At 69.8% G+C, this 25465-nt stretch carries 23 protein-coding genes; 10 read left to right on the top strand and 13 right to left on the bottom strand.

All coding sequences use genetic code 11. From position 1 onward, the window contains the following. Positions 1-211 precede the first annotated feature (211 nt). Positions 212-952 carry a class I SAM-dependent methyltransferase gene (locus tag AB0K05_RS30580; RefSeq protein ID WP_271279782.1) on the bottom strand — a complete coding sequence of 247 codons (741 nt, stop codon included), beginning with the start codon at positions 950-952 and terminating at the stop codon, positions 212-214. A 90-nt stretch (positions 953-1042) separates the two neighbouring features. On the opposite strand from AB0K05_RS30580, the gene AB0K05_RS30575 reads away from it, so the two are divergent. Both AB0K05_RS30575 and AB0K05_RS30570 read left to right on the top strand, forming a co-directional pair. Beyond that, positions 1043-1354: an antibiotic biosynthesis monooxygenase gene (locus AB0K05_RS30575; RefSeq protein WP_219550912.1), complete on the top strand. Its 312-nt coding sequence runs from the start codon at positions 1043-1045 to the stop codon at positions 1352-1354. A gap of 102 nt (positions 1355-1456) precedes the next feature. Beyond that, complete coding sequence (locus AB0K05_RS30570) at positions 1457-2308, top strand: GNAT family N-acetyltransferase (protein ID WP_364233716.1); 852 nt, start codon at positions 1457-1459, stop codon at positions 2306-2308. Between the two features lie 58 nt (positions 2309-2366). Here AB0K05_RS30570 and AB0K05_RS30565 read toward each other — a convergent pair whose 3' ends face one another. Then, positions 2367-3143 (bottom strand): PhzF family phenazine biosynthesis protein, encoded by a 777-nt coding sequence (locus AB0K05_RS30565; protein ID WP_364233713.1) that lies wholly within the window; start codon positions 3141-3143, stop codon positions 2367-2369. A gap of 166 nt (positions 3144-3309) precedes the next feature. Between AB0K05_RS30565 and AB0K05_RS30560 the strand changes: the two genes are divergently transcribed. Then, positions 3310-3693: a cell division protein SepF gene (locus tag AB0K05_RS30560; RefSeq protein ID WP_148035150.1), complete on the top strand. Its 384-nt coding sequence runs from the start codon at positions 3310-3312 to the stop codon at positions 3691-3693. Positions 3694-3788: 95 nt separating this feature from the next. Here the strand turns inward: AB0K05_RS30560 and AB0K05_RS30555 are convergent, their stop codons facing one another. The 5 genes from AB0K05_RS30555 to AB0K05_RS30535 form a co-directional block, all read right to left on the bottom strand. Beyond that, complete coding sequence (locus AB0K05_RS30555) at positions 3789-5120, bottom strand: hypothetical protein (protein WP_364233708.1); 1332 nt, start codon at positions 5118-5120, stop codon at positions 3789-3791. Positions 5121-5238: 118 nt separating this feature from the next. Next, positions 5239-6966: an arginine--tRNA ligase gene (gene argS, locus AB0K05_RS30550; RefSeq protein ID WP_364233702.1), complete on the bottom strand. Its 1728-nt coding sequence runs from the start codon at positions 6964-6966 to the stop codon at positions 5239-5241. Then, positions 6963-9413 carry an HAD-IC family P-type ATPase gene (locus AB0K05_RS30545; RefSeq protein WP_364233734.1) on the bottom strand — a complete coding sequence of 817 codons (2451 nt, stop codon included), beginning with the start codon at positions 9411-9413 and terminating at the stop codon, positions 6963-6965. The genes argS and AB0K05_RS30545 overlap by 4 nt, the downstream gene beginning before the upstream one ends. A gap of 114 nt (positions 9414-9527) precedes the next feature. Then, positions 9528-10535 carry a phosphate acyltransferase PlsX gene (plsX, locus tag AB0K05_RS30540; RefSeq protein ID WP_271279787.1) on the bottom strand — a complete coding sequence of 336 codons (1008 nt, stop codon included), beginning with the start codon at positions 10533-10535 and terminating at the stop codon, positions 9528-9530. Positions 10536-10612: 77 nt separating this feature from the next. Continuing rightward, a complete protein-coding gene (locus AB0K05_RS30535) occupies positions 10613-11188 on the bottom strand; it encodes a DUF1707 domain-containing protein (RefSeq protein WP_364233699.1) in 576 nt (191 codons plus the stop codon). A gap of 172 nt (positions 11189-11360) precedes the next feature. On the opposite strand from AB0K05_RS30535, the gene AB0K05_RS30530 reads away from it, so the two are divergent. After that, a complete protein-coding gene (locus tag AB0K05_RS30530) occupies positions 11361-12674 on the top strand; it encodes a lysine 2,3-aminomutase (RefSeq protein WP_271279789.1) in 1314 nt (437 codons plus the stop codon). A gap of 392 nt (positions 12675-13066) precedes the next feature. Next, positions 13067-13888 carry a hypothetical protein gene (locus AB0K05_RS30525; protein ID WP_364233698.1) on the top strand — a complete coding sequence of 274 codons (822 nt, stop codon included), beginning with the start codon at positions 13067-13069 and terminating at the stop codon, positions 13886-13888. A gap of 190 nt (positions 13889-14078) precedes the next feature. Here the strand turns inward: AB0K05_RS30525 and AB0K05_RS30520 are convergent, their stop codons facing one another. From AB0K05_RS30520 to AB0K05_RS30510, 3 genes are all read right to left on the bottom strand, one after another. After that, a complete protein-coding gene (locus tag AB0K05_RS30520) occupies positions 14079-14237 on the bottom strand; it encodes a hypothetical protein (RefSeq protein WP_187281663.1) in 159 nt (52 codons plus the stop codon). 491 nt (positions 14238-14728) lie between these two features. Continuing rightward, positions 14729-15592 carry an ABC transporter ATP-binding protein gene (locus AB0K05_RS30515; protein WP_148035144.1) on the bottom strand — a complete coding sequence of 288 codons (864 nt, stop codon included), beginning with the start codon at positions 15590-15592 and terminating at the stop codon, positions 14729-14731. After that, complete coding sequence (locus tag AB0K05_RS30510) at positions 15585-16502, bottom strand: ABC transporter permease (RefSeq protein ID WP_364233695.1); 918 nt, start codon at positions 16500-16502, stop codon at positions 15585-15587. Before AB0K05_RS30510 ends, AB0K05_RS30515 begins: the two co-directional genes overlap by 8 nt. A gap of 474 nt (positions 16503-16976) precedes the next feature. Here AB0K05_RS30510 and AB0K05_RS30505 point away from each other — a divergent pair, with 474 nt between their 5' ends. The 5 genes from AB0K05_RS30505 (at position 16977) to AB0K05_RS30485 (ending at position 22697) form a co-directional block, all read left to right on the top strand. Continuing rightward, entirely contained in the window at positions 16977-18614 is a 1638-nt protein-coding gene (locus AB0K05_RS30505) for an ABC transporter substrate-binding protein (protein ID WP_271280080.1), read from the top strand. A gap of 124 nt (positions 18615-18738) precedes the next feature. Continuing rightward, a complete protein-coding gene (locus AB0K05_RS30500; RefSeq protein WP_148035141.1) occupies positions 18739-19683 on the top strand; it encodes an ABC transporter permease in 945 nt (314 codons plus the stop codon). After that, a complete protein-coding gene (locus AB0K05_RS30495; protein ID WP_148035140.1) occupies positions 19676-20647 on the top strand; it encodes an ABC transporter permease in 972 nt (323 codons plus the stop codon). Before AB0K05_RS30500 ends, AB0K05_RS30495 begins: the two co-directional genes overlap by 8 nt. Positions 20648-20659: 12 nt before the next feature. Next, complete coding sequence (locus AB0K05_RS30490) at positions 20660-21697, top strand: ABC transporter ATP-binding protein (RefSeq protein ID WP_364233690.1); 1038 nt, start codon at positions 20660-20662, stop codon at positions 21695-21697. Continuing rightward, positions 21681-22697 (top strand): dipeptide ABC transporter ATP-binding protein, encoded by a 1017-nt coding sequence (locus AB0K05_RS30485; RefSeq protein WP_148035138.1) that lies wholly within the window; start codon positions 21681-21683, stop codon positions 22695-22697. Before AB0K05_RS30490 ends, AB0K05_RS30485 begins: the two co-directional genes overlap by 17 nt. Positions 22698-22750: 53 nt before the next feature. Here the strand turns inward: AB0K05_RS30485 and AB0K05_RS30480 are convergent, their stop codons facing one another. From AB0K05_RS30480 to AB0K05_RS30470, 3 genes are all read right to left on the bottom strand, one after another. Continuing rightward, positions 22751-23944, bottom strand: a complete 1194-nt coding sequence (locus tag AB0K05_RS30480; RefSeq protein WP_271280077.1) for a S8 family serine peptidase — start codon at positions 23942-23944, stop codon at positions 22751-22753. Next, positions 23941-24501, bottom strand: a complete 561-nt coding sequence (locus AB0K05_RS30475) for a hypothetical protein (protein ID WP_219550892.1) — start codon at positions 24499-24501, stop codon at positions 23941-23943. The genes AB0K05_RS30480 and AB0K05_RS30475 overlap by 4 nt, the downstream gene beginning before the upstream one ends. A gap of 127 nt (positions 24502-24628) precedes the next feature. After that, positions 24629-25435 carry an SAM-dependent chlorinase/fluorinase gene (locus AB0K05_RS30470; RefSeq protein WP_148035135.1) on the bottom strand — a complete coding sequence of 269 codons (807 nt, stop codon included), beginning with the start codon at positions 25433-25435 and terminating at the stop codon, positions 24629-24631. Positions 25436-25465: the final 30 nt, after the last annotated feature.

Genomic DNA, 25465 nt, shown 5'->3' with positions numbered 1-25465 from the left:
AACCCGGAAGTTAAGCTTCTCTGCGCCGATGGTACTGCACTCGGGAGGGTGTGGGAGAGTAGGTCACCGCCGGACAATTTTCATATGGGAAAGGCTCCGACAGTTTCTGTCGGGGCCTTTCCTTGTTGAGCCCCGAGGCTACGGCTTCGGGGCTTTTCTTGTTTCTGGGGCCTCGGCGTGATCGCCGAGGCCCTCACTCGTTCACGTGCCTTCACCTGGGACAGGCGATCAGAGCGAAGCGGTGAGAGCGAGCGCAGAGGGCATGCCCTGCCTGCATCCGTTCGTGCAAGGCGCGCAGGGCGGACTCGTACCTCCGCACATCGAAGTCCGGCACCTGCCACGGGACCACCCGCAGGAACTGGACGACCGCACCGATGTCGCGGAACTGGGCTGGAATGAACGACTCGGCCTGCCAGGTGACGGCGAAGCCGGCCTTCTCAAGGGCGGCGATGGCGCGCTCCAGATCCCAGCGACGGTGCGGGTGCGGAGGGGCGGCCAGGGCCTCGTTGAGCTCTGCCAGGTCGCAGCCACCCACCTGCTGAGTGAGAAGGGTGCCGTGCGGCACCAGAACGCGGAGGACCTCATCGGGGTCGTAGGCGTGATGCCGACTGACGACGAGCTCGAAGGAGCCCTCCGGGAACGGCAGCGCGTTCCCGTCGACGGCCGCCACCTCGACGCCGAGAGGCGTCAGGCGTTCCCTGGCGATGGCGACGTTCGGCGGGTGCCCTTCGGTGGCGGCGGTGTGTGCCGGCAGCGGGGCGAGCGACGACAGGAACTCGCCGCCTCCCGTGCCGATGTCCAGCAGGGAGCGCACGCGGGGGAGGCGTTCCCTTACGACTTCCTCGTAACTCCATGGCGGGCTGCCCGTGACGTAGCGGCCGGCGAAGGCGCTGAAATCCCAGCCGCCGATCGGGGCGGCGAGCGCTTCCGTTATGAGCGTGTCGTAGTCCACGGTCCCATCGTCGCGGACCTGCCCGCGGGCTCAGGCCGGTGTGCGGGGTTTGTGCGGGAGGTACGAGGAGGGCCGGGCACGCTCGTCGATATGAGTGCAGAGAACACGAAGAAGCCCGTCATCGCCATCACCCGATTCAAGGCCAAGCCGGAGGACTCCGAGGAGGTGCAGGACAGGCACGCCACTCTGGCGTCCACGGTGCGGTCCGCGGTTCCGGGGCTGGAGGAGGCGAGGTTGGGGCGGACCGAGGACGGGACCTGGGTCGGCGTCTGGCGGTGGGACTCCCAGGAGAGCCTGCGGAAGGCGCAGGAACTGGCGCACTCCCTTCCGGAGGCGGAGAAGGCGTTCGCGCTGGCCTCCGACGTCACCGGAGACACCTTGGAACTGCTCCAGGAGTCCTGATCCGCCAAGGCAGCCCCCACCCCGCGTCATCGCGGGGTGGGGGCTTTTCGTGTCGCGGATACCAGGGTGCGCCACCGGGCGGGGGTGGGCGAGGATGGCGGGGTGATCGTGACATGTTACGGCGGTCCCCGGGATCTGCGGGCCATGCAGGAGCTCACCGGCCGGATCTGGTCGCCGCGGGCGCGCTGGCACGCCGGCGACCTGGCCTGGGGACGGCTCCAGCACACCGGGCGGGAGCCGGAGTGGCCCACCATGCTGTGGCGGGCCGATCGGCGGACCCTGGCCTGGGGGTGGATCCACCTGCCCGGATATCTCAACCTGGCGGTCGACCCCGAACGGGCCGAGCTGGCGCACGACGTGCTGCGCTGGTTCGAGGAGATCGTGCCGGCCGGAGAGCGGCAGGTCGAGGTGTCGAGCGGGGAGCCGCACCTGGTCGCCGCGCTGGAGGAGCGCGGCTACGCACGGGAGAAGGACGGGCCGTTCTTCGTGCAGATGGTACGAGACCTCGACGGTCTGCCCGAGCCGGAGCCGCCCGCGGGGTTCCGGCTCGAAGCGGTGCGTGACGTGCCCGGGCGGGTGGCGGCGCACCGGGCGGCCTTCCACCCGTCGCGCGTCTCCGAGGAGAGCTACGCGGCCGTCCGCGCGGCCTGGCCGTACCGGAAGGACCTCGACTGGTGCGCGATCGGGCCCGACGGCGGCACGGCCGCGTACTGCCTGCTCTGGCTCGACGACCGCGACGTGGCGCTGATCGAGCCGGTCGGCACCGTGCCCGCGCACCGGGGCAAGGGACTGGCCAAGGCGGTGTGCCTGGCGGCGCTGCGCGCGGCACGGGCGGCGGGCGCCAAGCAGGCCGTGGTGGCGCCGCGCGGCGACGACGGGTATCCCGTACCGGCACGTCTTTACAGCGGGCTCGGGTTCCGCGACACCGCGAGAAGCCTCCTGTTCATCCGCTGATATCAAATTGCAACTGGACGTCAGGTGAGAACTGCTGTTATACGGGCAGGCCAGTGATTCAGGAGGGAGGCTGGAGTTGCATGGTGCCCGAGACAACAGTGACCGCGTGGCCCGCGAGGTGCACGCGATCACCGGCGAGGGTCACCCGCACCAGCCCGCCCCGCTCCGACAACTGGGCGCCGGTCAGCGTCTCGCGGCCGAGCCTGGCAGACCAGTACGGCGACAGAGCGCAGTGGGCCGAGCCCGTCACCGGGTCCTCGGGCACGCCGACCTTCGGCGCGAAGAACCGGGAGACGAAGTCGGTCTCGGTGCCCCGGGCGGTGACGATCACTCCGCGTGCGTCGATCGCCGCGAGGGCGTCGATATCGGGCCGCAAAGCCCTCACGGTCTCCGCCGAATCCAGCTCGACCAGCAGGTCGAGGGCGCCCTTCGAAACATGCACGGGGGTGGCGCCGAGTGCCTTCTCCAGACCTTCGGGAACTGTGGTGGCAGTCACTTCCTTGACCGGAAAATCCATCGTGATCATTCCGTCCGGTTGGCGATTCACCGTGAGCGTTCCGCTCGCCGTGGCGAATTTCACCGGGCCATGCGCGACGCCCGTCGAATACAGGACGTGCGCCGTGGCGAGGGTGGCGTGCCCGCACAGCGTGACCTCCACCTTCGGCGTGAACCAGCGCAGCGAATCACCCAGCAGGAAGGCGGTCTCCGACAGCTTCAGCTCGGCCGCGACCGACTGCATCCACACGTCGGGGACCCGATCTTCCAGCAGGCACACGCCTGCGGGATTACCCTGGAAAGCTGTGTCGGTGAAGGCGTCGACGATGAACAGGCGCATGAGCCGATGCTATAGGGGGCCAGATATCGGGGTGAAACCAGGACGCTAGCCGTACAAAATGGAATTAGTGCTGGGCGTGTCGCATGGCGAACGCGGAATCGTCGGTTACCGTCCAATGTGTCGGGACGTGCCGATTGCGGTGAGTTCCTGAGGAAAGGACAAGCCGATGGGGGCAGTGCGTAAGGTTGCGGGTTACCTGGGCCTGGGCGCGGTTGATCAGTATGACGAGGCTTATGACGACGACGGGCAGTACGAAGAGGAGTACATGCCTGCCACGGAGCGGGCGGCGCGCCGGTGGCGGGCCACCATCGAGTCGTCACGGATCGTGATGGTCCAGCCGCTGAAGTACAACGACGCACCGTTGATCGGCCAGTATTTCCGCGACGGCCAGACGGTGATCATGGATGTGACGGGCATGGCGATGCCGGAGGCGACGCGCATGGTCGACTTCGCCGCCGGTCTGGCCTATGGCTGCGAGGGGCGGATCGAGCGCATCGCCGACCGCGTCTTCCTGCTGGCGCCCGCGCACGTCGAGATCGAGACGACCTGACCCGCGCCAGGCCACGTGCCGGCGCGGGCGGGGAGTCGGCACGGCCTGCGCGGTCCGCCGCGGCCGAGGCTGTGGGCGGGACAGGCGATGATCGATCAGGCCGCGCGGGGGCCGCGGCGGATCAGGCGGGTGATGTCGGTCGCGTCTTCCGCGGCCTGCTTGGCGCGGCCTTCGGCCTCGCGGGCGTAGGCGTGCAGGGCCCACACCGCGCCGTCGGCCAGCTCCCTCAGCTCGCTCACCTGCGCCGCGACGTACGCGGCGTCTGACAGGACGCGCTCGCGGCGCTGCCAGAGCAGCCACCCGGCCAGCGCGAAGAGCACGACCCCGGCGGCGGCCGTGACCGGGTGGGTGAGGAAGGCGGCGACCAGGCAGGTCAGCCCGCCGAGCACCAGCAGCCCCGGCGCCCACGGAGCGCGGGGCAGGGCCGGCACGGCAGCGGAGATGGCCGCTTCGGCGACGGCCAGCGACTCCTCGTCGGGGCCTTCAGGGCGGAGCTCGACCCGGTGGCCGAGCAACGACACGGTGACCGACGGCGGCGGCTCCAGCCTGCTGTCGGACTCCAGCTCCTCCGCGACGCCACGCAGGATGGGCGCCGCGACGTGCAGGGCGATCGCCGTCAGGTGGGGGTCGGAGCCGGGGCGCAGGTCGTCGAGCAGGTGGGAGTCGAGCGAGGCCTGCGGCCCGGGTGGCCCGCTCAGCCCGATCATGGCGCGGAGCACGGCCAGCGGCTCGTCCTCGGCCCAGGTGGCGGCGGGGGTGGCGCCGGAGTTGGCGAGCGGCGCGGCCGAGCCCTGGTCGGACTGGCGGGCCGAGGTGATCTCCTCGCAGCGGGCCCGCAACCGGGTCAGCCGGGCGGCGGCCTGGGCCGGCCTGGCCAGCTCGGGGATCTCCGCCATCTCAGGGAAGTCGACGAGCGAGGCGGGCACCACCACGGACGGCTCGCCGGGCACGAGCGCCTGCACCCACTGGCGCGGGTCGGCCTGTTCCTGCACAGCGAGCGCGTCGAGCTTGCGCAGCACGAAGATCTTGCCGGCGGGGCCGTAGGCGCCGCGGGCGGCGGCCAGCCAGAGCGCCCGCTGGCCGTGGGAGACGGGCCGGTCGAGTGAGAGGTCGCCGAAGGCGGTGCCGAGCCAGGAGGCGTGGATGCGGCTGCCGTGGCCGGCGACGGCCAGCGCCAGGCAGAGGAAGACCGCGGTCTGCTGCTGGTCGCGCGAGGCGGCTCTGCTCAGCGGCTCCAGCGGGTCGTCGCCGGCGAGGATGGTCACCAGCGCCTCGACGGCGGGCGGCAGCCAGTGGCCGGGGATGTCGGTGAAGCCGGGTGGTGCGGGGGGCGCGCTGCCGTTCGCGGCCAGGTGCGCCAGCAACGCCTCGGCGTAGCGCCGTAGCTCGTTGGCTGCTTGGGGGCTCGCGGTCAGGTCCGTGCTCAAGGCAGAGAACTCCCCCAATTCGGCCTCAGTTCATGACCCCGTAAAGGGTAACCCGCGTGGCACGCCTCCGAGGCGGAGGCGCGCCACAGCGGAACGGGGACTTTGATCGAATCGCCTGTTACATGCGCTCGGGTACGGGGACGCCCAGAAGGTCGAGGCCCGTCTCCAGCACGCGCAGCGTCAGCGCGCAGAGCGCCAGCCGTCGCGCGCTGGTCTCCGGGTCGACGCCCTCCTTGGTGACCGGGCACTCCTCGTAGAAGGTGCTGAACAGGCTGGCCGCCTCGAACAGGAACGCGCACAGCCGGTGCGGCTCCGACTGGGCGGCCACCTGCTCCAGCGTCTCGCCGAAGCCGAGCAGGTGGAGGCCCAGCGCGCGCTCGGCGGGCTCGCCCAGCACGATCGGACCCGTGGTGTCGTCGGGGGAGCGGCCCGCCTTGCGGAAGATGGACCGGATTCGGGCGGTCGCGTACTGCATGTAGGGGCCGGTGTTGCCGGTGAAGCCCAGCATGCGGTCGAAGTCGAAGACGTACTCGCTGTCGTGGTTGACCGACAGGTCGGCGTACTTCACCGCGCCCATGCCGACGGCGTGGGTGATCTCCTCGCGGGTGGCCTGGTCGTAGCCGCGTTCGGCGATGGCCGCGGACGCCCGGTCGATCGCCTCCTGCAGCAGGTCCATCAGCTTGACGGACTCGCCCGAGCGGGTCTTGAACCGGCGGCCGTCCTTGCCCAGCATCATGCCGATCTGCACGTGCTCGGCGGAGACCGAGTCGGGCAGCCAGCCGGCCAGCTCGGCGGCGGCGAACACCATGCGGAAGTGGAGCGCCTGGTCGGCGCCCACGACGTAGAGGATGCGGTCGGCCTTGAGGTCGTGCACCCGGTAGCGGATGGCGGCCATGTCGGTGGAGGCGTAGCCGTAGCCGCCGTCGCTCTTCCTGACGATGAGCGGCAGCGGCTTGTCGTCGGAGCCGGTGAAGCCGGGCGGGAACACGCAGAGCGCGCCCTCGCTGATCGTGGCGACGCCGGCCGCCTCCAGATCCTGGCAGGTCTTCTCCAGCATCGGGTTGTACATGCTCTCGCCGGCGAGGTCGGCGTCGGTCAGGGTGACGCCGAGCATCGTGTAGACCTTGTTGAAGTAGCGCACGGTGGCGTCCATGAAGACGTGCCACAGCCGCATGGTCTCCGGGTCGCCCGACTGGAGCGTGGTCACCCGTACGCGCGAGCGCTGCTTGAACGACTCGTCGCCGTCGAACTTGGCGCGGGCGGCCTGATAGTACTCAGTCCCCTGGCCGGCTTCGAGCTGGGCGACCGCGGCCTCCTCGCCGATGTCGAGGAGGTGCTCGATGAGCATGCCGAACGGGGTGCCCCAGTCGCCCAGGTGGTTCTGCCTGACGACGTGGTTGCCGAGGTGTTCGTGCACCCGGGCCAGGCAGTCGCCGACGATGGTCGTGCGCAGGTGGCCGACGTGCATCTCCTTGGCGGCGTTGGGCGCCGAGTAGTCGATGACGACGGTCTGCGCGGGGGCGATCGTGGCGACGCCGGAGCGCGGGTCCTTGAAGACGAGGGACGCCTGGGACTCGATCCACCCGTCGTCGAGCGTGATGTTGAGGAAGCCCGGGCCGCTGACCTCGACGGCGCCGGGGAAGTCGGACAGCTCGGCCCTGATCGACTCGGCGACCTCCCGCGGGGCTCGTCGCAGCCGCTTGGCCAGGCTCATCGCGACGTTCGCCTGGAAGTCGGCGAACTGGGAGGGCCGGATCAGCGGATCTGCGTCGGCGTACTCGGCGCCGAACGCGGACGCCAGCGCCTGCTGGACGCGCTCGGTGAGCACTTTCTGCGGGTCGGTCATGTCCTAAGAGTACCGGCGACCTTGACCGCGATGCTGATGCCGGCGCAGGCCACGAGAGCGATGCCGACGGCGATCAGATCGTCGTGCGGACCGCCGGGGCGGAGTTCGAAGACCTCCCGTACGAACGGGCTCGCCAGGGCCAGCGCGAACAGCCCGGCCATGGCCGCGACCAGGGCCACCCGCCACCGGTCGAGCGGCCTGGCGACGAGGACGAGCACCCACCACGTGGTGAGGAAGAGCGCGAGCACGGCCGCCGTCCGCTGCTCCTCCAGCGTGCCCCCGGCCGCGGCACGGAACGCCAGCAGGACCGCGAAGGCGCAGATCACCCCGGCGGGCACGGCGAACCTGAGCACCCGGGGCACGAACCCGGGCCTGGCCCGCTCCAGCGTGGGCGCGAGCGCCAGGAAGAGGGCGGGCAGGCCGATGGTGACGGCGTTCACCAGCGTGGAATGGCGGGGCGTGAACGGGAACATCATCCCCGCGACCCCGGTCATCAGCGACAGCACGATCGCGTAGAAGGTCTTGGTGAGGAACAGCCCGGAGACCCGCTCGATGTTGGCCAGCACCCGGCGGCCCTCGTTGACCACGTGCGGGAGGGCCGCGAACCGGTTGTCCAGCAGCACGACCTGGGCGACGGCCTTGGTGGCGGGGCTGCCCGCGCCCATCGCGATGCCGAGGTCGGCCTCCTTGAGCGCGAGCACGTCGTTGACGCCGTCGCCGGTCATGGCGACGGTGTGGCCGCGTTTGCGCAGGGCTGTGACGAAGAGTCGCTTCTGCTGGGGGCTGACCCGGCCGAAGACGGTGGCGGCGTCGAGCGCCTCGCCGAGCGCGTCCTCGTCGTCCGGCAGCGTGCGCGCGTCCACCGCGCGGTCGGCGCCGGGCACGTTGAGCCCGGCGGCGATCGCGGACACCGAGCGCGGGTCGTCGCCGGAGATGATCTTCACGCTGACGCCCTGCCGCTCGAAGTACTCCAGCGTCTCGTGGGCGTCGGGGCGGACGCGCTGCTTGAGCACGACGAGCGCCACCGGCTCGCCCTCCTCGACGCCGATCACGGACGGGTCCGTACTGGCGTCCTCGGGCGGGGCGTCCGCCGTGATCGGGTCCGTACGGTGGCTCGCGGAGTGTGCGTCCGCCGTGATCGGGTCCGTACGGTGGCTCGCGGAGTGTGCGTCCGCCGTGATCGGGTCCGTACGGTGGCTCGCCGGGGGGCGGTTGCCGTCCGGGAGCCGGTTCGTACGGCATAAGGCCAGGACGCGGGCGCCGGTGGCGGCGAGTTCCGCCGCCTGGGCGCGCTCCGGGGCCGACGGGGCGAGCAGCACGTCGGGGGCGCCGAGCAACCACACCCCGTGCGGGCCGAAGTCGGCGCCGCTCCACTTGCGCTCGGAGGAGAAGGGCACGGTGGCCAGCGGACGCCAGCGCGCGGAGGGGAAGCGGTCGCTGATCGCGCGGGCGGTGGCGTTCGGGTGGCCGTCGGCGGCGGTCAGCGCGGCGAGCGCGTCGCCCACCGGGCGGCCCTCGCGCAGCGGCACGACGCGGTCGAGCGTCATGCCGCCGGCGGTGAGCGTGCCGGTCTTGTCCAGGCAGAGCACGTCCACTCGGGCCAGGCCCTCGATCGCGGGCAGCTCCTGGACCAGGCAGCGGCGGCGGCCGAGCCTGACCACGCCCACGGCGAAGGCGATGGAGGTCGTCAGCACCAGGCCCTCGGGGATCATGGTGACGATCCCGGCGACCGCGCCGGTGATGGCGGTGGCGAAGTCGGCCGAGTTGCTCAGCTGGCTGTAGGTGAGCAGCGCGCCGATGGGGATGACCAGCCAGGTGATGTAGCGGATGAACCGGGCGACGCCGTCACGCAGCTCGGAGTGCGCGAGGTGGAAACGGCTCGCCTCCTCGGCCAGCCGGGCGGCGTACGCGTCGGTGCCGACGGCGGTGGCCCGGAACAGGCCGGTTCCGGCGACGGCGAAGCTGCCCGACAGCACCGGGTCGCCGGGCTCCTTGCGCACCGGGTCGGCCTCGCCCGTCAGGAGCGACTCGTCGACCTCCAGCCCGGCGGAGACGATCATCTCGCCGTCGACCAGCAGCGCGTCGCCGGGGCCGAGCACGATCAGGTCGCCGAGGACCACCTGGTGCGGCGGGACGCGCCGGTCCGCGCCGTCGCGGCGGACCGTCACGGGGCTCTCGCCGACCACGGCCAGCCGGTCCAGCGTGCGCTTGGCGCGCAGCTCCTGGACGACGCCGATCAGCACGTTGGCCACCATGATCAGGCCGAACACGCTGTCCTGCCACGCGCCGAAGACGAGGATGAGCGCCCACAGGACGCCGATGACGAGGTTGAAGAGCGTGAAGACGTTCGCCCTGATGATGGCGGCGAGCGACCGGCTGGACCGGCGCGGCACCACGTTCGGTCTCGCCCGTGCGACCTGCGCCGACGTGAGCCCGTCCAGCGACATGACTCCGTCCACCGCGAACCCCCCGACCTGCGGCAACGTGACTGAGCGGGTCTCCCCGCCGGCGTCGGTCCGCCTGATTCCCCTGATAGGCGGACGGGGATCACCCTACGGCTTTCAGCGTGATCTGTGGGCGCTTATCCGCTCGCCGATCCGGGACGTCAGCCCGCCCGCCGACAGGTCGGCGGCGAGCCGGCAGGCCGCGCTGACTCCTCTGGCGCTGGACGAGCCGTGCGCGACGACGACGGTGCCGTTGAGCCCGAGCAGCACCGCGCCGCCGTACGCCTCCGCGTCGAGCCGGCCGCTCAGCTCGCGCAGCCGGGAGCGCTGCATGAACGCGCCGAACTTGGCCATCCGGCTCTCGCTCACGGACCGCCGCAGCTCGTCGAAGGCGTAGCGGACGGCGCCCTCCATGGTCTTGAGCGCCACGTTGCCGGTGAACCCGTCGGTGACGATCACGTCGGCCCGCCCGGTCAGCAGGTCGTAGCCCTCGACGTTGCCGGCGAAGGTCAGCGCGGGGGCGGCGTCGAGCAGCTCGTGGGCTCGGCGGACGAGCTTGTTGCCCTTCTCCGCCTCGCTGCCGATCGTGAGCAGGCCCACCCGGGGCTCGGCGATGCCGAAGGCCAGCTCGGCGTAGGCGGCGCCGAGGTGGCCGAACTGGACCAGGATCTCCGGCTTGACCTCGGCGTTCGCGCCCGCGTCCAGGAGCAGCGTGGGGTGCGGCAGGGTGGGCAGCGCGACCGCGAGCGCCGGGCGGAGCACCCCCTGCTGGGTCTTGAGCCGCAGCTTGCCGGTGGCCACGATGCCCGCGGTCGAGCCGGCGGAGACCACGGCCGACACGTCGCCGCGGCGCAGGAGGTGGCAGGCGACCGCGATGCTGGAGCGGGGCCGGCGCAGGCTGGCCAGCGCGCCCTCGTCCATGGCGAGCGCCTCCTCGGCGCGCACGATGGGGATCTCGTGGGCCGCGTCGTGTTCGGCGAGTGACTCGTACAGCACGCGTGGCGAGCCGACGAGGACGACCGGCAGCCCGCGCTCGCGCACGGCGTGCACGGCGCCCGCCACGATCTCGTGGGGCGCGCGGTCGCCGCCCATGGCGTCGACCGCGATCGGCCTGCTGTCTGGCAAAAGTCACCTCGTACGGCGTGTCGCTTGGCCGTCCGAATGGTAGGCGAGGCCGTCACCAGGCTAACCGGCGGGCAGGACTAGGCGTCGCCGCTCAGGTTCCAGTCGTGGACGGTGCGGGCCACGATGACCTTGCCGAAGGTGACCCGGCCGGTCACCCTGATCACCGGGCCGTCGCCGTCGGGGGTGTTGTCGCCCGAGACCTGGCGCTTGGCGAACATGGCGCCGACCTCGTCGATGACCTGGGCGTTCGGCGGCACCCGGATGATCAGCTTGGCCGCGAACGCGCTGATGGAAAGGGTGATCTCGCGGCCGGGGAGCACGGCCTCCGACAGGTCGACGATGAGCGCGCCGTACGTGGCCGACAGGCGGGTGTGGCGGGAGGCGATCCAGCGCCCGCGCTTGACGACCTTGCTGAAGACGGCGTTGACGGTCTGCTCCGTCGCGATGGGCGCGGCGGCCGTGGAGGACCGGACCTTGGGCAGGTCCACGATCAGGGGCTCCAGCTCGCCCATGGTGCGAGCTTGGTAGGTGGCCTCGAGACGGTCGGCGTGCTCGGGGCTCGTGAGTCGTCCACTGGCGTAGGCCTCGTTGAGCAGCGCGGCGACCTGGTCGCGGTCGGCGTCGGAGGCCCGGAGGGCAGGGTCGTGGGTCACACCGCCAGTTTAGGTCAAATCAAGATATGTCGTGATTTCAATTCTCCCAAGAAACTTGGAGCACCCTCCGAACCATAGCCGCGGGCAGCCTACTCTCGGTATAAGAGCCATAGACGCGCGACGGGGGCGTGAGGTTTACATCCGATCGAACAAAAAAGACGGGAAAGGCCTAGTGATCTTGAACCAAGCAGGTACGCGACGCTTCAAGGCGTACACGTCCAAGCACCTCGACGAGCTCCTGCGACGCGCCGGGCTCGATGACGGGGAGCGGCTGAAGGTGCGGGCCGTGGCCACGGTGCTGCCCTTCCGGACGAACGCCTACGTCGTCGATGAACTCATAGATTGGTCGGCGGCGCCCGACGACCCCATGTACCGTCTCGTCTTCCCGCAGGCCGACATGCTGCCCGAGGCCGATGTGGCCCGGCTGGCCGACCTGCTCAAGGCCGAGGCGCCCAACGGGGAGATCCAGGCGGAGGCGAACAAGGTCAGAGCGCAGCTCAACCCGCACCCCGCCGGCCAGAAGGAGCTCAACGTGCCGCGCATCGGCGAGGAGCCGGTGCCCGGGATGCAGCACAAGTATCCGGAGACCGTGCTCTTCTTCCCGAAGCAAGGGCAGACCTGTCACGCCTACTGCACCTACTGCTTCCGGTGGGCGCAGTTCGTCGGCGACGCCGACCTCAAGTTCGCCTCCGACGACATCGACCAGATGGTCGCCTACCTCCGCCAGCATCCCGAGGTGACCAGCGTCCTGATCACCGGCGGCGACGCCATGATCATGGGTGAGCCGGTGATCAGGCGCTACATCGGGCCGCTGCTGGAGCTGGAGCAGCTCGAGTCCATCAGGATCGGCACCAAGGCGCTGGGCTACTGGCCGCAGCGCTTCGTCACCGACCCCGACGCCGACGCCACGCTCGGCCTGTTCGAGGAGGTCGTCAAGGCAGGCAAGAACCTCGCGTTCATGGCGCACTTCTCGCACCCGCGCGAGCTGGAGTCGCCGCTGGTCGAGTCCGCGGTGGAACGGATCCTGGGCAGCGGGGCGACGATCCGCACCCAGGCGCCGCTCATCAGGTCCATCAACGACGACCCGGCCGTGTGGGAGACCATGTGGCGGCGCCAGCACCGCATGGGGATGATCCCGTACTACATGTTCGTCGAGCGTGACACCGGTCCGCAGGACTACTTCGCGGTGCCGCTCGGCCGCGCGTACGAGATCTTCAGGGACGCGTACGCGAGCGTCTCCGGGCTCTGCAGGACGGTCCGCGGGCCGTCCATGTCGGCGACGCCGGGCAAGGTGTGCGTCGACGGCGTCACCGAGATCGCCGGTCAGCGAGTGTTCGTGCTCCACCTCATCCAGGCGCGGGACCCCTCCTTGGTGGGGCGGCCGTTCTTCGCGCGGTACGACCCGTCGGCCGTCTGGCTGACGGACCTGCGGCCGGCCTTCGCCGACGCTTTTCCGTTCGAGGTCGCCGCCTCGCTCGGGGCCTGAGGCGGTCAAGGGCGGCCACCGCAAGCGGAAAATCTGCGCCCCCGGCCCGTGACATTCATTTTGTCGAACTCCTGGCGCGGGCCGGGGAAAGCGCACTTACGGACGCCGGAAGCGTCCATGGAATATCCGAATTAGCCCCCCTCTATTTCCCGATTTGTCTCCCCCTGTGTGACCCCTTTCGGGCTCGGTAACCTACCCACAAAGCCCTTGTCACGCGGGCTTTTAGCGGCTCACCCGGGGTCGTGCGCGGTGATAGAACTGCATCCGTAGCTCAGCCGCGGACGGCGCGCTTCGTGCGGTGCCCATAGCGTGTACGCCACGGCATTCGGGGGTTATCGATTCGCAATTCAATGCTCTCCGAAGCGATCGATCACGAGCCGGGAAGGCAAATCATGAAACGTGTAATGAAGACGGCGGTCGCCGTAACGGCATTCGGGCTCGCGGCGGCACTCGCCGTGCCGGCGCAGGCCCAGGCCAGGGACCTCGGCGCCTCGCCCACGAAGCGCGACCAGGCCCGGATCGGCAGCGACGACTCGCCGCTCGACGGCCTGGTGGGCGGGCTCGCCGGCGGCCTGCTGGACGGGCTGTTCGGCGCGGGCGCCAAGGCCTCCGCCAAGCCCGCGCAGAACCAGACCAGGCCGCAGGGACGCCCCAGCGTCGACGGCCTGTCCAACACCCTGCCTCTGGACGGCCTCGCCGCCTCGCGCCCGGCCAAGCCCAGGGCGCAGGTCAAGCCGAAGCAGGAGGACACGTTCGAGGGCGCCTTCGCCCAGGTCGCCTACCTGTTCGAAGGCTCGCTCGGCGGCGCCACGGCGTCGCTGTCGACGACCCGGATGGTGCCCGGCGGACGCTACGGCTCCACCGAGGCGCTGGACGGCGCCACGACAGGCGTGGCCCACCTGTCGCTGCAGGAAACGGTCGTCGGCATGTCGCGTGCCGCGAAGCAGGCGCTGCCGCGATCCAGCAACGGACGTCTGGCGCCGCTCGTCGGCCGCGTGGCGCCCGCCGAGACGGCGCCCCTGCTGGAGTCGCTGCCCGGCACCACTCAGGTCGCCTCCATCGATGAGATCGCCCCGCTCGTCGAGGACGCCTCCGCCCTGGTCTCCACCAACGGGACGAAGGCCACCAGCGCCTACACCGACACCGTCGCCGCGCTGGGCTGGACCACGGCCGCCCTCACCAGCATGGTCCGGGACCCCTGGCACTACCGCTGATCCTCTGGCGGACTCGAGCTCCGCACCCTCTGAAGCATCGCCGGGCCCCGCATCCTGCGGGAGCCCATCCCCGGGAGTGGCTTCCCGACCCCCGCCGCGCTCGCCGGCGCCGCCCAAGTCTGCAGGGTGGCGGCGCCGTGAGCCGCGGCCCCGCCGCCGGCCCGCACCAGGGTCGGCGGCGGTTCGCTTTCTATCCGGGCAGTCGCACGCCCGTGCGGCGGGCGATCTGGGCCTGCAGCCTCGCCATCTGCCAGTGCAGCTCCAGCAACTGCTCGGCGAGCTGCATCGTGGGTATCTCGGTCACATCCTCGGTGGCCAGGTGGTCGATAGCGGCCGAGAGCTCACCCATCGTGTCCCCCCACTCCATCACCGTTCCCAAGCTCGAACCGACGTTCGAATCCTAGCGAACGGTAGCCCCTCCTGTCAGTCCTACACGCGCAGCCTCGACTGACTTCTCGCACACCGTCTCGAAATCTACGGCGGCCTGAGCGTGCCAAAGCCCCGCATCATGGCGGCCCGCCCGGGGTGTCCCGAGAAGGTTTCCGTTTCCCGCCGGCGGATCGTCACGGACGACCGGCCCGCCGTCGGGAACGGCCCGCGGAAGAGACCGGGCCCGACGCGGCGCGTCCACGCGAAGCGGCAGGGGAAGTGGCGAGGCCTGCCCGAGAGCCCTGACCGGCCCGGCCGGGACTCTCAGGCAGGCCGCGCCATTTGCCCAGCCGCATGGGCGGTCGCGTTTCTGCGCGTGGTCACGTTGCTTCGCGCGGACGCGTCGCTTCTCGCGGGTCGCGCCGCTCCGCGTGGGCGCGCCGCCTCGGCAGAGGCGGTGTCAGAAGGTGGTCAGCCCTTGGTGTAGGCGGCGAGGACTTCCTTGGGGTCGCCGTCCATCTTGATCTTTCCCTTGTGGAGCCAGATCACCCGGTTGCAGGTCTGCTGGATCACCCGCAGGTCGTGGGCCACCAGGAAGACCGTGCCCGCCGACTCCCTGATCTGGCGGATGCGCTGCTCGCTCTTCTTGCGGAACTCGCGGTCACCCGTGGCCAGGGCCTCGTCGATGAGCAGGACGTCGTGGGTCTTGGCCGAGGAGATGGCGAAGCGGAGCCGGGCGCCCATGCCGGAGGAGTAGGTGGACATCGGCAGCTGGACGAACTCGTCGATGCCGGAGAAGTCGACGATCTCCTGGTATTTCTCCCTGACCTCCGCCGGGGTCATGCCCATGGCGTAACAGCCGAGGATGATGTTGCGCTCGCCGGTCAGCTCGCGCATCAGGGCCGCGTTGACGCCCAGCAGCGACGGCTGCCCGTCGGTGTAGACGGCGCCGGAGTGGGGCGGCAGCAGGCCGGCGATGGCGCGCAGCAGCGTGGACTTGCCGGAGCCGTTGCGGCCGACGACGCCGATGGCGTCGCCGTGGTAGGCCACGAAGGAGACGCCTTTGACGGCGTGGACCTCCTTCATCTGCGGCCTGCCCTGGCGCTTCACGATGCGCATGAAGGCGTTGACCGCGTTGCCCTTCTCGGACTCCGACGCGGCGCCGTAGACGCGGTAGACGATGTGGAGATCGTCGACGATGACCGTCGGCGTGCCCGTGGGCACGTCCAAGGGGCCCTTAGCGGGCTCCGGGTCGGGATGCACCCGGACGTCCTTGCTTGGGACGGCGGGCTCCTCGCCCTTCACCTTTGCCAGCTCCTCGGTCAGGTCAGCCACGCCCGTACCTCTCCTCAGCCCGCCAGAAATACCAGAAGCCGAAGCAGAGTGCGAATACTGCCCAGAATACGCAAGCCATCCACACCATCGGCGGGGGAGTGTGCTTGGCGATGAAGATGTCCCGCATCCACTCGATGTACGAGGCGGCCGGGTTGAGGTACATGGCGGTGGCGACCCACTGCGGCAGACCCGCGGTCTCCACCACCTTGTCCTGGATGGAGAAGAAGACACCGGAGGCGTAGAGCCAGGTGCGGGTGATGAACGGCAGCAGCTGGTTGAGGTCCCGCATGGAGGACCCGAGCCGTGCCATCACCAGCCCGGCGCCGACGTTGAACATGGTCTGCAGGATCAGCACGACCGGGATCATCAACCAGTACCACGTAGGCACCTCGGAGGTGATGAACACGATCAGCACCAGCACGCCCATGGAGATGGCGAGCTGCTGGAGCTCCTGGATGGTGTAGGCCAGGGGCAGCGCGGCGCGTGGGAAGTGGAGCGCACGGATCAGCGACAGATTGCCGGAGATCGACTTGGCGCCCGCGGTGACGCTGCGCTGCGTGTAGGTGAAGACGAAGATGCCGATCAGCAGGAAGGCCGGGTAGTTCTCGACGCCGTCGCGGCCGCCGAGGACTATGCCGAACATCACATAGTAGATGGCCGCGTTGAGCAGGGGGGTCAGGACCTGCCACAGCTGGCCGAGAGCGGAGCTGGAGTACTTCGAGACGTTGCGCGAGGTCGCGTACGTCAGGATGAAGTGTCGCCGCTCCGCGAGTTGGCGCACATAGACGAGAAACCTCGGCCGTGCGATGGCACGGCGAAGCCCGTATCTCTCGGCGAGCTTGGCCAGCGGCTCCTGCCCGCTTCGGCCGCCCGCCTGGGCGTCCGCGACAGCGGATTCCGGCTGGCTCATGGGATGGACTCTATTGGATCCGGGTTGCTCGGGATGCCTGCCGCGTGGCGCGCGGCCGACAGTTGGACGGTGTCTCGTGGCGCTCGGTTCCAAGCCACCGTCAAGACTCGCTCAACCGTAGCCCAGCGGGACGGACGATGGCGGCAACGGCACGAGCACCGTCTGGTAGGAGGTATTTTTCATCGACACTTCCCGTCCCCGCGAATGCCCGTCTGACTCGTTTATGCACTTCATCCCCTTGCGAGCTGTATGGGTGCGACGTGGGACAGGCGGACGTGTGACCGAACTGCAACGCGCCAGAGACGTGCTGGTGGCAAGTAGTAGGAGATAGTCGCGATCGACTGGCAGGGCGTCGGCTGGTTTGACCAGGTCAGCCAAACCCGGGGGATTACAAGGAACCCCCCGTCAGGCTGCTCACGATCATCGCAGCTCAGCGCTTACGCCCACCTTGGTAGAGGGAGGAATTTTTTCACCATGCGTGTTACTAGAGGCGCACGGATCGTCGCCGGTACCGCGCTGCTCGCTCTCGCGGTTGCCGCGTGCGGCGGCGGTGCCAGCCCGTCCGGTGACCCCGCGGCGGATGGCGGCGACACGCCGGTTCGCATGGAGCTGGGTGAGCCGCAGAACCTGCTGGTCCCCTCGAACACCACCGAGTCCGAGGGCTCCGAGCTCCTCGCGGCCGTCTTCGAGCCCCTGGTGAACTACGACGAGAACAAGCAGGTCGTAGAAGCCGCTGCCGAGTCGATCACCACGGAAGACAACATCACGTGGACGATCAAGCTCAAGTCGGGCTACACCTGGCACAACGGTGAGCCGCTCGTCGCGCAGAACTACGTCGACGCGTGGAACTACGCCGCCAACCAGGACAACGCGCAGGGCGCCGGCTACTTCTTCGGCCGCGTCAAGGGCTACGACGCGCTGAACCCGGGTGAGGGCAAGGAAGTCACCACCAAGGAGATGGAAGGCCTGAAGGTCGTTGACGACTCGACCTTCACCGTCGAGCTGGCGGCGCCGTTCTCGCAGTTCAGGACGATGCTCGGCTACACCGCCTTCTACCCGCTGCCCAAGGCCGCCTTCGGCGCCGACGGCAAGGTGACCAACGAGTACGGCGAGAAGCCGATCGGCCAGGGCCTCTTCAAGCTCGACAAGCCGTACAAGAAGGGCACCGACCAGACGGTCGACCTCTCCGTGTACGACAAGTACCCGGCCAAGAAGCCCAACGGCTGGACCAAGCTCCAGTTCAAGCTCTACAACAGCTCCGAGACGGCCTACAACGACCTGCAGGCGAACAACGTGGACATCCACGACTCGCTGCCGGCCTCGGCCATCTCCAGCGCGAAGACGGCCCTGGGCGACCGCTACCAGGACCAGCCGGACGCCGGCATCGGCTACATCGGCTTCCCGCTGCAGTACAACGACGAGTACAAGGACGTCCGGATGCGGGAGGCCATCTCGATGGCCATCGACCGGAAGACCATCGCCGAGACGGTCTTCTCCGGCACCCGCGCCCCCGCCGACGACTTCATCAACCCGGCCATCGACGGCTACCGCCAGGGCGCCTGCGCGGCCTGCACCTACGACCCGGGCAAGGCGAAGGAGCAGTACGCGGCGGCCAACGGCCCGGCCAAGCTGGAGCTGGGCTACAACGCCGACGGCGGCCACAAGGAGTGGATCGAGGCCGTCGCCAACAACCTGCGGGCCAACCTCGGCGTCGAGGTCACCGTGAGGCCGTTCGAGAAGTTCGCGAACATCCTCGACGACCTGGACGCCAAGAAGTACAAGGGCATGTTCCGCATGGGCTGGGCGGTCGACTACCCGTCGGCGGAGAACTACCTGTCGCCGATCTTCTCGACCGGCGCCATCAAGACCGGCTCCAACTACGCGGGCTACTCCAGCAAGGAGTTCGACGAGCTGGTGGCCAAGGGCGACCAGGCGCCGACCCCCGAAGAGGGCCTGAAGTTCTACCAGCAGGCCGACGATGTCCTGATCAAGGACCTCCCGTACGTTCCGGTGTACTTCTACCGGAACAACTCTGGGTACTCCACTCAGGTGAAGAACGTCAGAATCAATCTGCTCAACCAGGTTGAATGGGCTGACGTCGAGAAGGCCTGACGTTATATACGGGGGTGGGCGGGACGCCGTCCACCCCTCGTGAGCCCGCCACGAAGGCAGTCGCTTGGGCACGCGCCACCCAAGGTTCCCAGGGACTGCCTTCTGGCATGTACGGGAGGCTTGTATGGGCCGTTACATCATCAGGCGCCTGATCCAGGCGATACCAGTCCTGCTGGGCGCCACCCTGTTCATCTTCGCCATCGTGTTCGCGCTTCCTGGTGACCCCATCGAGGCGCTCGCCGGCGAGAAGCGCCAGGACCCGGCGATCACCGCCATCATCCGCGAGCAGTATCACCTGAACGATCCGCTGCTGGTCCAGTACTGGTACTACATCAGCGGCATCCTTTTCCACGGTGACTTCGGTAAGACCTTCGCCGGCGTCCCCGTCACCCAGCTGATGGCGGGCAAGTTCCAGGTCACGCTGAACCTCGCGTTCACCGCGCTGGTCATGGAGGCCATCATCGGCCTGCTGCTCGGCCTCTGGGCGGCGCTGCGCCGCGGCCGGGCCACCGACACCGCGATCCTGGCCTCGACGCTGCTGCTCATCTCGGTGCCGACCCTGGTCACCGGCTTCGTGCTGCAGCTGTGGCTGGGCGTATGGCTCAAGCAGGTCACCGGGATCGAGTTCTTCCCCATCGCGGGAGTCGGCCAGGGCCTGCAGTCGTACCTGCTGCCGGGCTTCGTGCTGGCCGGCACGTCGATCGCGTACCTGACACGTCTGACCAGGACGAGTCTGGTCGAGACGCTACGCTCCGACTACATCCGCACCGCCACCGCGAAGGGCCTGTCGAGACGGCGGGTCGTGGGCAGACACGGGTTGCGCAACGCGCTGATCCCGATGGTCACCTATCTCGGAGCCGACCTGGGCGTGCTCATGGGCGGCGCCATCATCACGGAGACCATCTTCAACCTGCCGGGCATCGGCTTGCAGTTGTATCAGGGCGTTTACCTACGTGAGCAACCCATCGTCGTAGGTATCGTGACAATCCTGGTGCTGGTGTACATCGTGGCGAACCTGATCGTCGACATGCTGTACGCCGTGCTCGATCCGAGGATCCGCTATGAGTGAGACACCGCAGCTGGGCCAGGTCGGGCCGGCGTTCCCCGAAACCCAGTCGCTGACGGAGAACCAGCCGTCCCCGCCGGTCAAGCAGCCCAAGAAGAAGGAAGCGAAGCCGGCGAGCCTCTGGCGAGACGCCTGGTACGACCTGCGCCGCAGGCCGATGTTCATCTTCTCGCTGGTCCTGATCGCGATCCTGCTGGTCATGTCGTTCTGGCCGTCGCTGTTCACCTCGATCAACCCGTTCGACGCGAAGACCTGCGAGCTTTCCACCGCTCGCCAGGGCCCGAGCGCCGGCCACATCTTCGGCCGCGACAACCTCGGCTGCGACGTGTACGCCAAGACCATCTACGGCGCCAAGAACTCGATCATCATCGGTGTCGCCACCACGGTGATCACGGCGCTGGTCGGCGGGCTGCTCGGCCTGCTGGCGGGCACCCGGGGCGGCTGGACCGACGTCCTGACGTCCCGCGTCACCGAGGTCTTCTTCGCCATCCCCTCCATCCTGGGCGCGCTGCTCATCACGGCGACGTTCCGGGACGCCGGGATCGGCATCTGGATCGTGGTGATCGCGCTCTCGGTGCTGGCGTGGCCGATGACCTTCCGCATCATGCGGGCGGCCGTCATCACCGCGAGAAGCCAGGACTTCGTGCTGGCGGCCAAGGCGCTGGGGGCCGGCCAGGCGCGCATCATGTTCCGGCACCTGCTGCCGAACGCGCTCGCGCCGGTGATCGTCGTCGCCACCATCAACCTGGGCGGCTTCATCGCGGCCGAGGCCGCGCTGTCCTTCCTGGGGGTCGGCGTGCAGTCGCCCGACATCTCCTGGGGCCTGATGATCGCCGACGCCCGGAACCGGTTCCTGGAGGCGCCGCTGCCGCTGGTGTTCCCGGCCCTGTTCCTGAGCATCACGGTGCTCGCGTTCATCATGCTGGGCGACGCCGTACGCGACGCGCTCGACCCGAAGCTCAGGTAGGAGGGGGGAAACATGAGCAAGACATCGCCGCACGCGTTGCCTGCCGAGGGAGGGCTGGGCAACGAGCCGCTGCTCGCGGTGGACGACCTGCACGTGGAGTTCGCCACGCGCGCCGGCCTGGTACGGGCGGTCAACGGGGTGAGCTACTCGCTCCAGGCGGGCGAGACCCTCGCCGTCCTGGGCGAGTCGGGTTCCGGCAAGTCCGTGACCGCGCAGGCGATCATGGGCATCCTCGACATGCCGCCGGCGCGCATCCCCAAGGGGGAGGTCCGCTTCAACGGCACCGACCTGCTCAGGCTCTCGGAGGAGGCGCGCACGCAGGTGCGCGGCCAGCGTATCGCGATGATCTTCCAGGACGCGCTCTCCGCGCTCAACCCGGTGTTCACCGTGGGCTGGCAGATCAGCGAGATGTTCCGGGTGCACCGCGGCATGGGCAAGCGCGACGCCGTGAGGAAGGCCGTCGAGCTGATGGACCGGGTCCGCATCCCGGGCGCCAAGCAGCGCGTCAACGACTATCCGCACCAGTTCTCCGGGGGCATGCGGCAGCGCATCATGATCGCCATGGCGATCGCGCTCGACCCCGAGGTGCTGATCGCCGACGAGCCGACCACCGCGCTCGACGTGACGGTCCAGGCCCAGGTCATGGAGCTGCTCGCGGAGCTGCAGCGCGAGAGCAACATGGGCATGATCCTGATCACCCACGACCTCGGCGTCGTCGCCGACGTCGCCGACAAGATCGCGGTCATGTACGGCGGGCGCATCGTGGAGAACGCCTCCGTGCACGACATCTACAAGGCGCCCGCCCACCCCTACACCAAGGGGCTGCTGGAGTCGATCCCCCGGGTCGACCTCAAGGGCCAGGACCTGTACGCCATCAAGGGCCTGCCGCCCAACCTGCTCGACATGCCGACCGGCTGCGCCTTCCACCCGCGCTGCCCGTACCGGCAGGACAACTGCGTGACCGACAGCCCCCCGCTCTACGAGATCAGCGGCACGCGCAACAGCGCCTGCCACTACTGGAGGGAGGTCCTCGATGGCGACCAAGGGTGAGACGATCCTCGAGGTCCGCGATCTGGTGAAGCATTTCCCCCTCAACCAGGGGATCATGTTCAAGAAGCAGATCGGGGCCATCAAGGCCGTCGACGGCGTCTCCTTCGACCTCGCCAGCGGCGAGACGCTCGGCGTCGTGGGCGAGTCCGGCTGCGGCAAGTCCACCCTCGCCAAGGTGCTGATGGCACTGGAGCGGCCCACCTCCGGCTCCGTCAAGATCAACGGTCGTGACATCGCCAAGGCCAAGGGCGCCGAGCTCAAGCGGATGCGGCGCAACATCCAGATGGTGATGCAGGACCCGTACACCTCGCTCAACCCGCGGATGACCGTCGGCGACATCGTCGGCGAGCCGTTCGACATCCACACCGAGGTGGCGCCCAAGGGCGACCGCACCCGCAAGGTGCAGGAGCTGCTGGAGGTCGTCGGGCTCAACCCCGACCACATCAACCGCTACCCCCACCAGTTCTCGGGCGGTCAGCGCCAGCGCATCGGCATCGCCCGCGGGCTGGCGCTCCAGCCGGAGATCATCGTCTGTGACGAGCCGGTCTCGGCGCTGGACGTGTCGATCCAGGCCCAGGTGATCAACCTGCTGGAGCGGCTGCAGAACGAGTTCAACCTGGCGTACATCTTCATCGCCCACGACCTGTCGGTGGTCCGCCACATCTCCGACCGGGTCGCGGTGATGTACCTGGGCAAGGTCGTCGAGCTCGGCAAGGACGTCGAGATCTACGACAAGCCCGCGCACCCGTACAGCCAGGCGCTGTTGTCGGCGGTGCCGGTCCCCGACCCCGAGGGCCGCGACCAGCGCGAGCGGATCATCCTCCAGGGCGACCCGCCGTCGCCGGCCAACCCGCCGTCCGGCTGCCGCTTCCGCACGCGGTGCTGGAAGGCGCAGGAGATCTGCGCGACGGAGGAGCCGCTGCTGCAGATCCGGCCGGGCACGTCCCACGAGAGCGCCTGCCATTTCGCCGAGACGCATGACGTGGTGCATGTGAACTAGCGGCGCGTGTCGACGCCGCCGCCCCCGCGCCCTTCGGTGCGGGGGCGGTCGTGTCAGGGGGGAGCCCCGCCGCGGCTCCAGGGAACGGCTCGGCGACGATCGTGGTGGAGCAGGATGCGGGCCGACAGGGCCAGGGCCAGCGCCACCAGGCCCGCGATGACCAGGGCGCGGGAGCCCGGCGGGGGGCCGGACGGGTCCTCGCCGAAGTGCTCCGCGGGGAGCGGGGGCGGCTGGGTGGGGCCGGCCAGGCGTTCGGCCACGCGCAGCGCCAGGGCGGCGTCGGCGACGCCGTGGCCGTAGCCGGTGCTGTAGCCGCCGCGCGGACGCTTCCTGGTGCCGAGCTCGATGGCCCGCCGCACGTGGTACGGCGACAGGTCCGGGTACGCGGATCTGATCAGCGCGGCGATGCCCGCGACCATGGCGGCGGCCGAGCTGGTGCCGTCGCCGACCACGTAACGGCGGGCGCCGCCGGCGGAGACGATGTCGACGCCGGGGGCGACGACCGAGAGGTAGTCCTGGCGGTTGGAGAACCCGGCGAGCCGGAAATTCCGGTCGACCGCGCCCACGGCGATCACGCCGGGATAGGCGGCGGGGAAGTTCTTCCTGTTGGTGCTCTCGCCGTCGTTGCCGGAGGAGGCGACCAGCACCGCGCCGTGGGCGACCGCGTACTGCACCGCCTCCTCCTCGGCGGCCGAGCCCTCCCAGGAGCCGCTGCCGCCGCCGAGCGACATGCTGATGACCTCGGCGCCCCGGTCGACGGCGTAGCGGATGCCCTTGGCGAGCGCGTCGTGGCCGCCGGCGCGCCGCTTGGCCCGCCGGGGATCGGAGTTCTCCAGCGTGACGCGTACCGACAGCACCTTGGCGGCGGGCGCGACGCCGAGCACGCCGCCGGCCTTGCCCTCGCCGTGGCCGTGGCCGGCGATGAGGCTGGCCATGGCGGTGCCGTGGTGGCCCCACACGCCGCCGGCCCGGCCGGCTCCGGTCAGGTCGGGGCCGTGCACGACGGAGCCGCGCAGGTCCTGGTGGTCGCCGCGGACCCCGGTGTCGAGCACCGCGACCAGAACGTTCTCGCCCTGGGTGACCCGCCAGGCGTCGTGCAGCCGCAGCGTGCCGACCTGCCACTGCTTGGCCCTGGCGAGGGCGCCCATCTCGTCGTCCGCGGCGGCGGGCGTGGCCAGGCCGAGCTGGGACGACAGGAACAGCAGCGACAGGGACAGCAGCGCCGCCCGCAGGCGCGGCCGCCTCATCCGGTGAGGCCCCGGTGCAGCTCGGTGGCGAGCTGGCGGGCGAAACCACCGAGCCGGGGCACGGCCTGGTCACCCGGACGGAACGACCGTCCGTCCGCGTAACCGGCGGTGGTGGCGATCACGTACGGCGCGTGGGAGGCGATCAGGGTCCCGGTGAAGCACTGCCGCTCGCCGAAACGTTCGGCGGGGCCGCCGGGGAAGGCGACCGGCCGCACGGCGGGCACGCGCAGGGGCCCGGCCGCGCCCGGGGGCACGGGCCGGGCCAGGACCGCGATGCCGGCGGTGGCGACGTAGGTGGCGGTGCTGTCGGCGTACGTGGCGCGCAGCGCGGTGACGCAGGCGGGCAGCGCGGGCTGGAAGGCGGCCGCGCAGGACGCCTCGGGCGCGACCCCGGCCAGCAGGTAGGTGACCTGCGCGCCGGACGGGCTGGTGCCGGGGACGGCGTACGGGAACACCCGCGTCACCGGCCAGGCACGCCAGCGCTCGGGCACCGGCGGCGCGGCGGGGGAACAGAACACGGACAGGAGGGCGAGCAGGAGCAGGGACAGCTGAAACACGTGAACCTCGAACGGGGGGAGGGGGCGCCCGATCTGCCGTGAATTCTGGCACGGGGTCAGGGCCTCAGTCCGACGGTTCAGTAAACAGTCCGATACGCCACGTAATTGGCGTTTGTTGGCTTTTGCGTTATACGGAGGGTGACAACCGGACATGCGCCCCCGGAGGCAGGCCGAGGCGCTGTGCCGCGTCGCCGGAGTTCACCGCGAACGCGATCAGGCCCGCCGAGTCCGCGAACGCCACCAGCTCACCGGGCGGGACCGCCGCGTACGTCTCCCGGTAGGGCATCGACAGCCGCCGCCGGCCCAGCGACACGCCGAGCGTGTCGCCCACCCGCAGCCCCAGCGCCTCCAGGTCGCCGGCCGTGATCGACAACTGCGTGTTGCCGTAGCGGTCGACCGAGACGACCTCGCCCTCGGCCGCGCCCTCGCGCAGCACGGACGTCGGCGCGGGCAGCGACACCAGCCTCTCCACCGGCACCCGCGGGCCCAGCTCGCGCGGCCGCAGCCCGTTGCTCAGCCGCCCGGCCACCGGCGCGAACACGTCACGGCCGTGGAACGTGGGCGACACCGGGTGCAGGAAGTGCTCGGCGTTGCTCAGCTCGTACGCCGCCCGCGCGCCGCCGCTGGCGCGCACCGCCCACGACAGCAGCCCGTTGTCCGGCCCCACGAACACCCGGCCGCCCGCCTCGACCGCGATCGCGCGCCTGGCGCCGCCCGCGCCCGGGTCGACCGCCCCGACGTGCACGCCCACGGGCATGTACGGGATCGTCTGGGCCAGGATCGCCGCGCCGCGCCGCACGTCACCCGCCGGGACCAGGTGGCACACGTCGATCACCCGGACCTCGGGGGCGATCCCGGCGATCACCCCGTGGCAGGCGGCGACATAACCGTCTTCGAGCCCGTAATCCGTGAGAAGTGTGATGACAGAGGTCACACTTAGTGACTGTACGTCTCTCAATCCGCC

Origin of the sequence: Nonomuraea sp. NPDC049486, assembly GCF_040676925.1 — a bacterium.
GTDB lineage: Bacteria > Actinomycetota > Actinomycetes > Streptosporangiales > Streptosporangiaceae > Nonomuraea > Nonomuraea ferruginea.
The sequence above is the reverse complement of the archived record's forward strand: the minus strand, read 5'-3'. Positions and strand labels throughout refer to the sequence as shown.

Excerpts from the sequence above, each read along its gene's own strand:
- AB0K05_RS30490 (WP_364233690.1), top strand. The coding sequence starts at position 20,660 with ATGAGCAAGACATCGCCGCACGCGTTGCCTGCCGAGGGAGGGCTGGGC.
- AB0K05_RS30520 (WP_187281663.1), bottom strand. The coding sequence starts at position 14,237 with ATGGGTGAGCTCTCGGCCGCTATCGACCACCTGGCCACCGAGGATGTG.
- AB0K05_RS30480 (WP_271280077.1), bottom strand. The coding sequence starts at position 23,944 with ATGAGGCGGCCGCGCCTGCGGGCGGCGCTGCTGTCCCTGTCGCTGCTG.
- AB0K05_RS30560 (WP_148035150.1), top strand. The coding sequence starts at position 3,310 with ATGGGGGCAGTGCGTAAGGTTGCGGGTTACCTGGGCCTGGGCGCGGTT.
- AB0K05_RS30575 (WP_219550912.1), top strand. The coding sequence starts at position 1,043 with ATGAGTGCAGAGAACACGAAGAAGCCCGTCATCGCCATCACCCGATTC.
- AB0K05_RS30495 (WP_148035140.1), top strand. The coding sequence starts at position 19,676 with ATGAGTGAGACACCGCAGCTGGGCCAGGTCGGGCCGGCGTTCCCCGAA.
- AB0K05_RS30505 (WP_271280080.1), top strand. The coding sequence starts at position 16,977 with ATGCGTGTTACTAGAGGCGCACGGATCGTCGCCGGTACCGCGCTGCTC.
- AB0K05_RS30525 (WP_364233698.1), top strand. The coding sequence starts at position 13,067 with ATGAAACGTGTAATGAAGACGGCGGTCGCCGTAACGGCATTCGGGCTC.
- AB0K05_RS30565 (WP_364233713.1), bottom strand. The coding sequence starts at position 3,143 with ATGCGCCTGTTCATCGTCGACGCCTTCACCGACACAGCTTTCCAGGGT.
- AB0K05_RS30545 (WP_364233734.1), bottom strand. The coding sequence starts at position 9,413 with ATGTCGCTGGACGGGCTCACGTCGGCGCAGGTCGCACGGGCGAGACCG.
- AB0K05_RS30510 (WP_364233695.1), bottom strand. The coding sequence starts at position 16,502 with ATGAGCCAGCCGGAATCCGCTGTCGCGGACGCCCAGGCGGGCGGCCGA.
- argS (WP_364233702.1), bottom strand. The coding sequence starts at position 6,966 with ATGACCGACCCGCAGAAAGTGCTCACCGAGCGCGTCCAGCAGGCGCTG.
- AB0K05_RS30500 (WP_148035141.1), top strand. The coding sequence starts at position 18,739 with ATGGGCCGTTACATCATCAGGCGCCTGATCCAGGCGATACCAGTCCTG.
- AB0K05_RS30485 (WP_148035138.1), top strand. The coding sequence starts at position 21,681 with ATGGCGACCAAGGGTGAGACGATCCTCGAGGTCCGCGATCTGGTGAAG.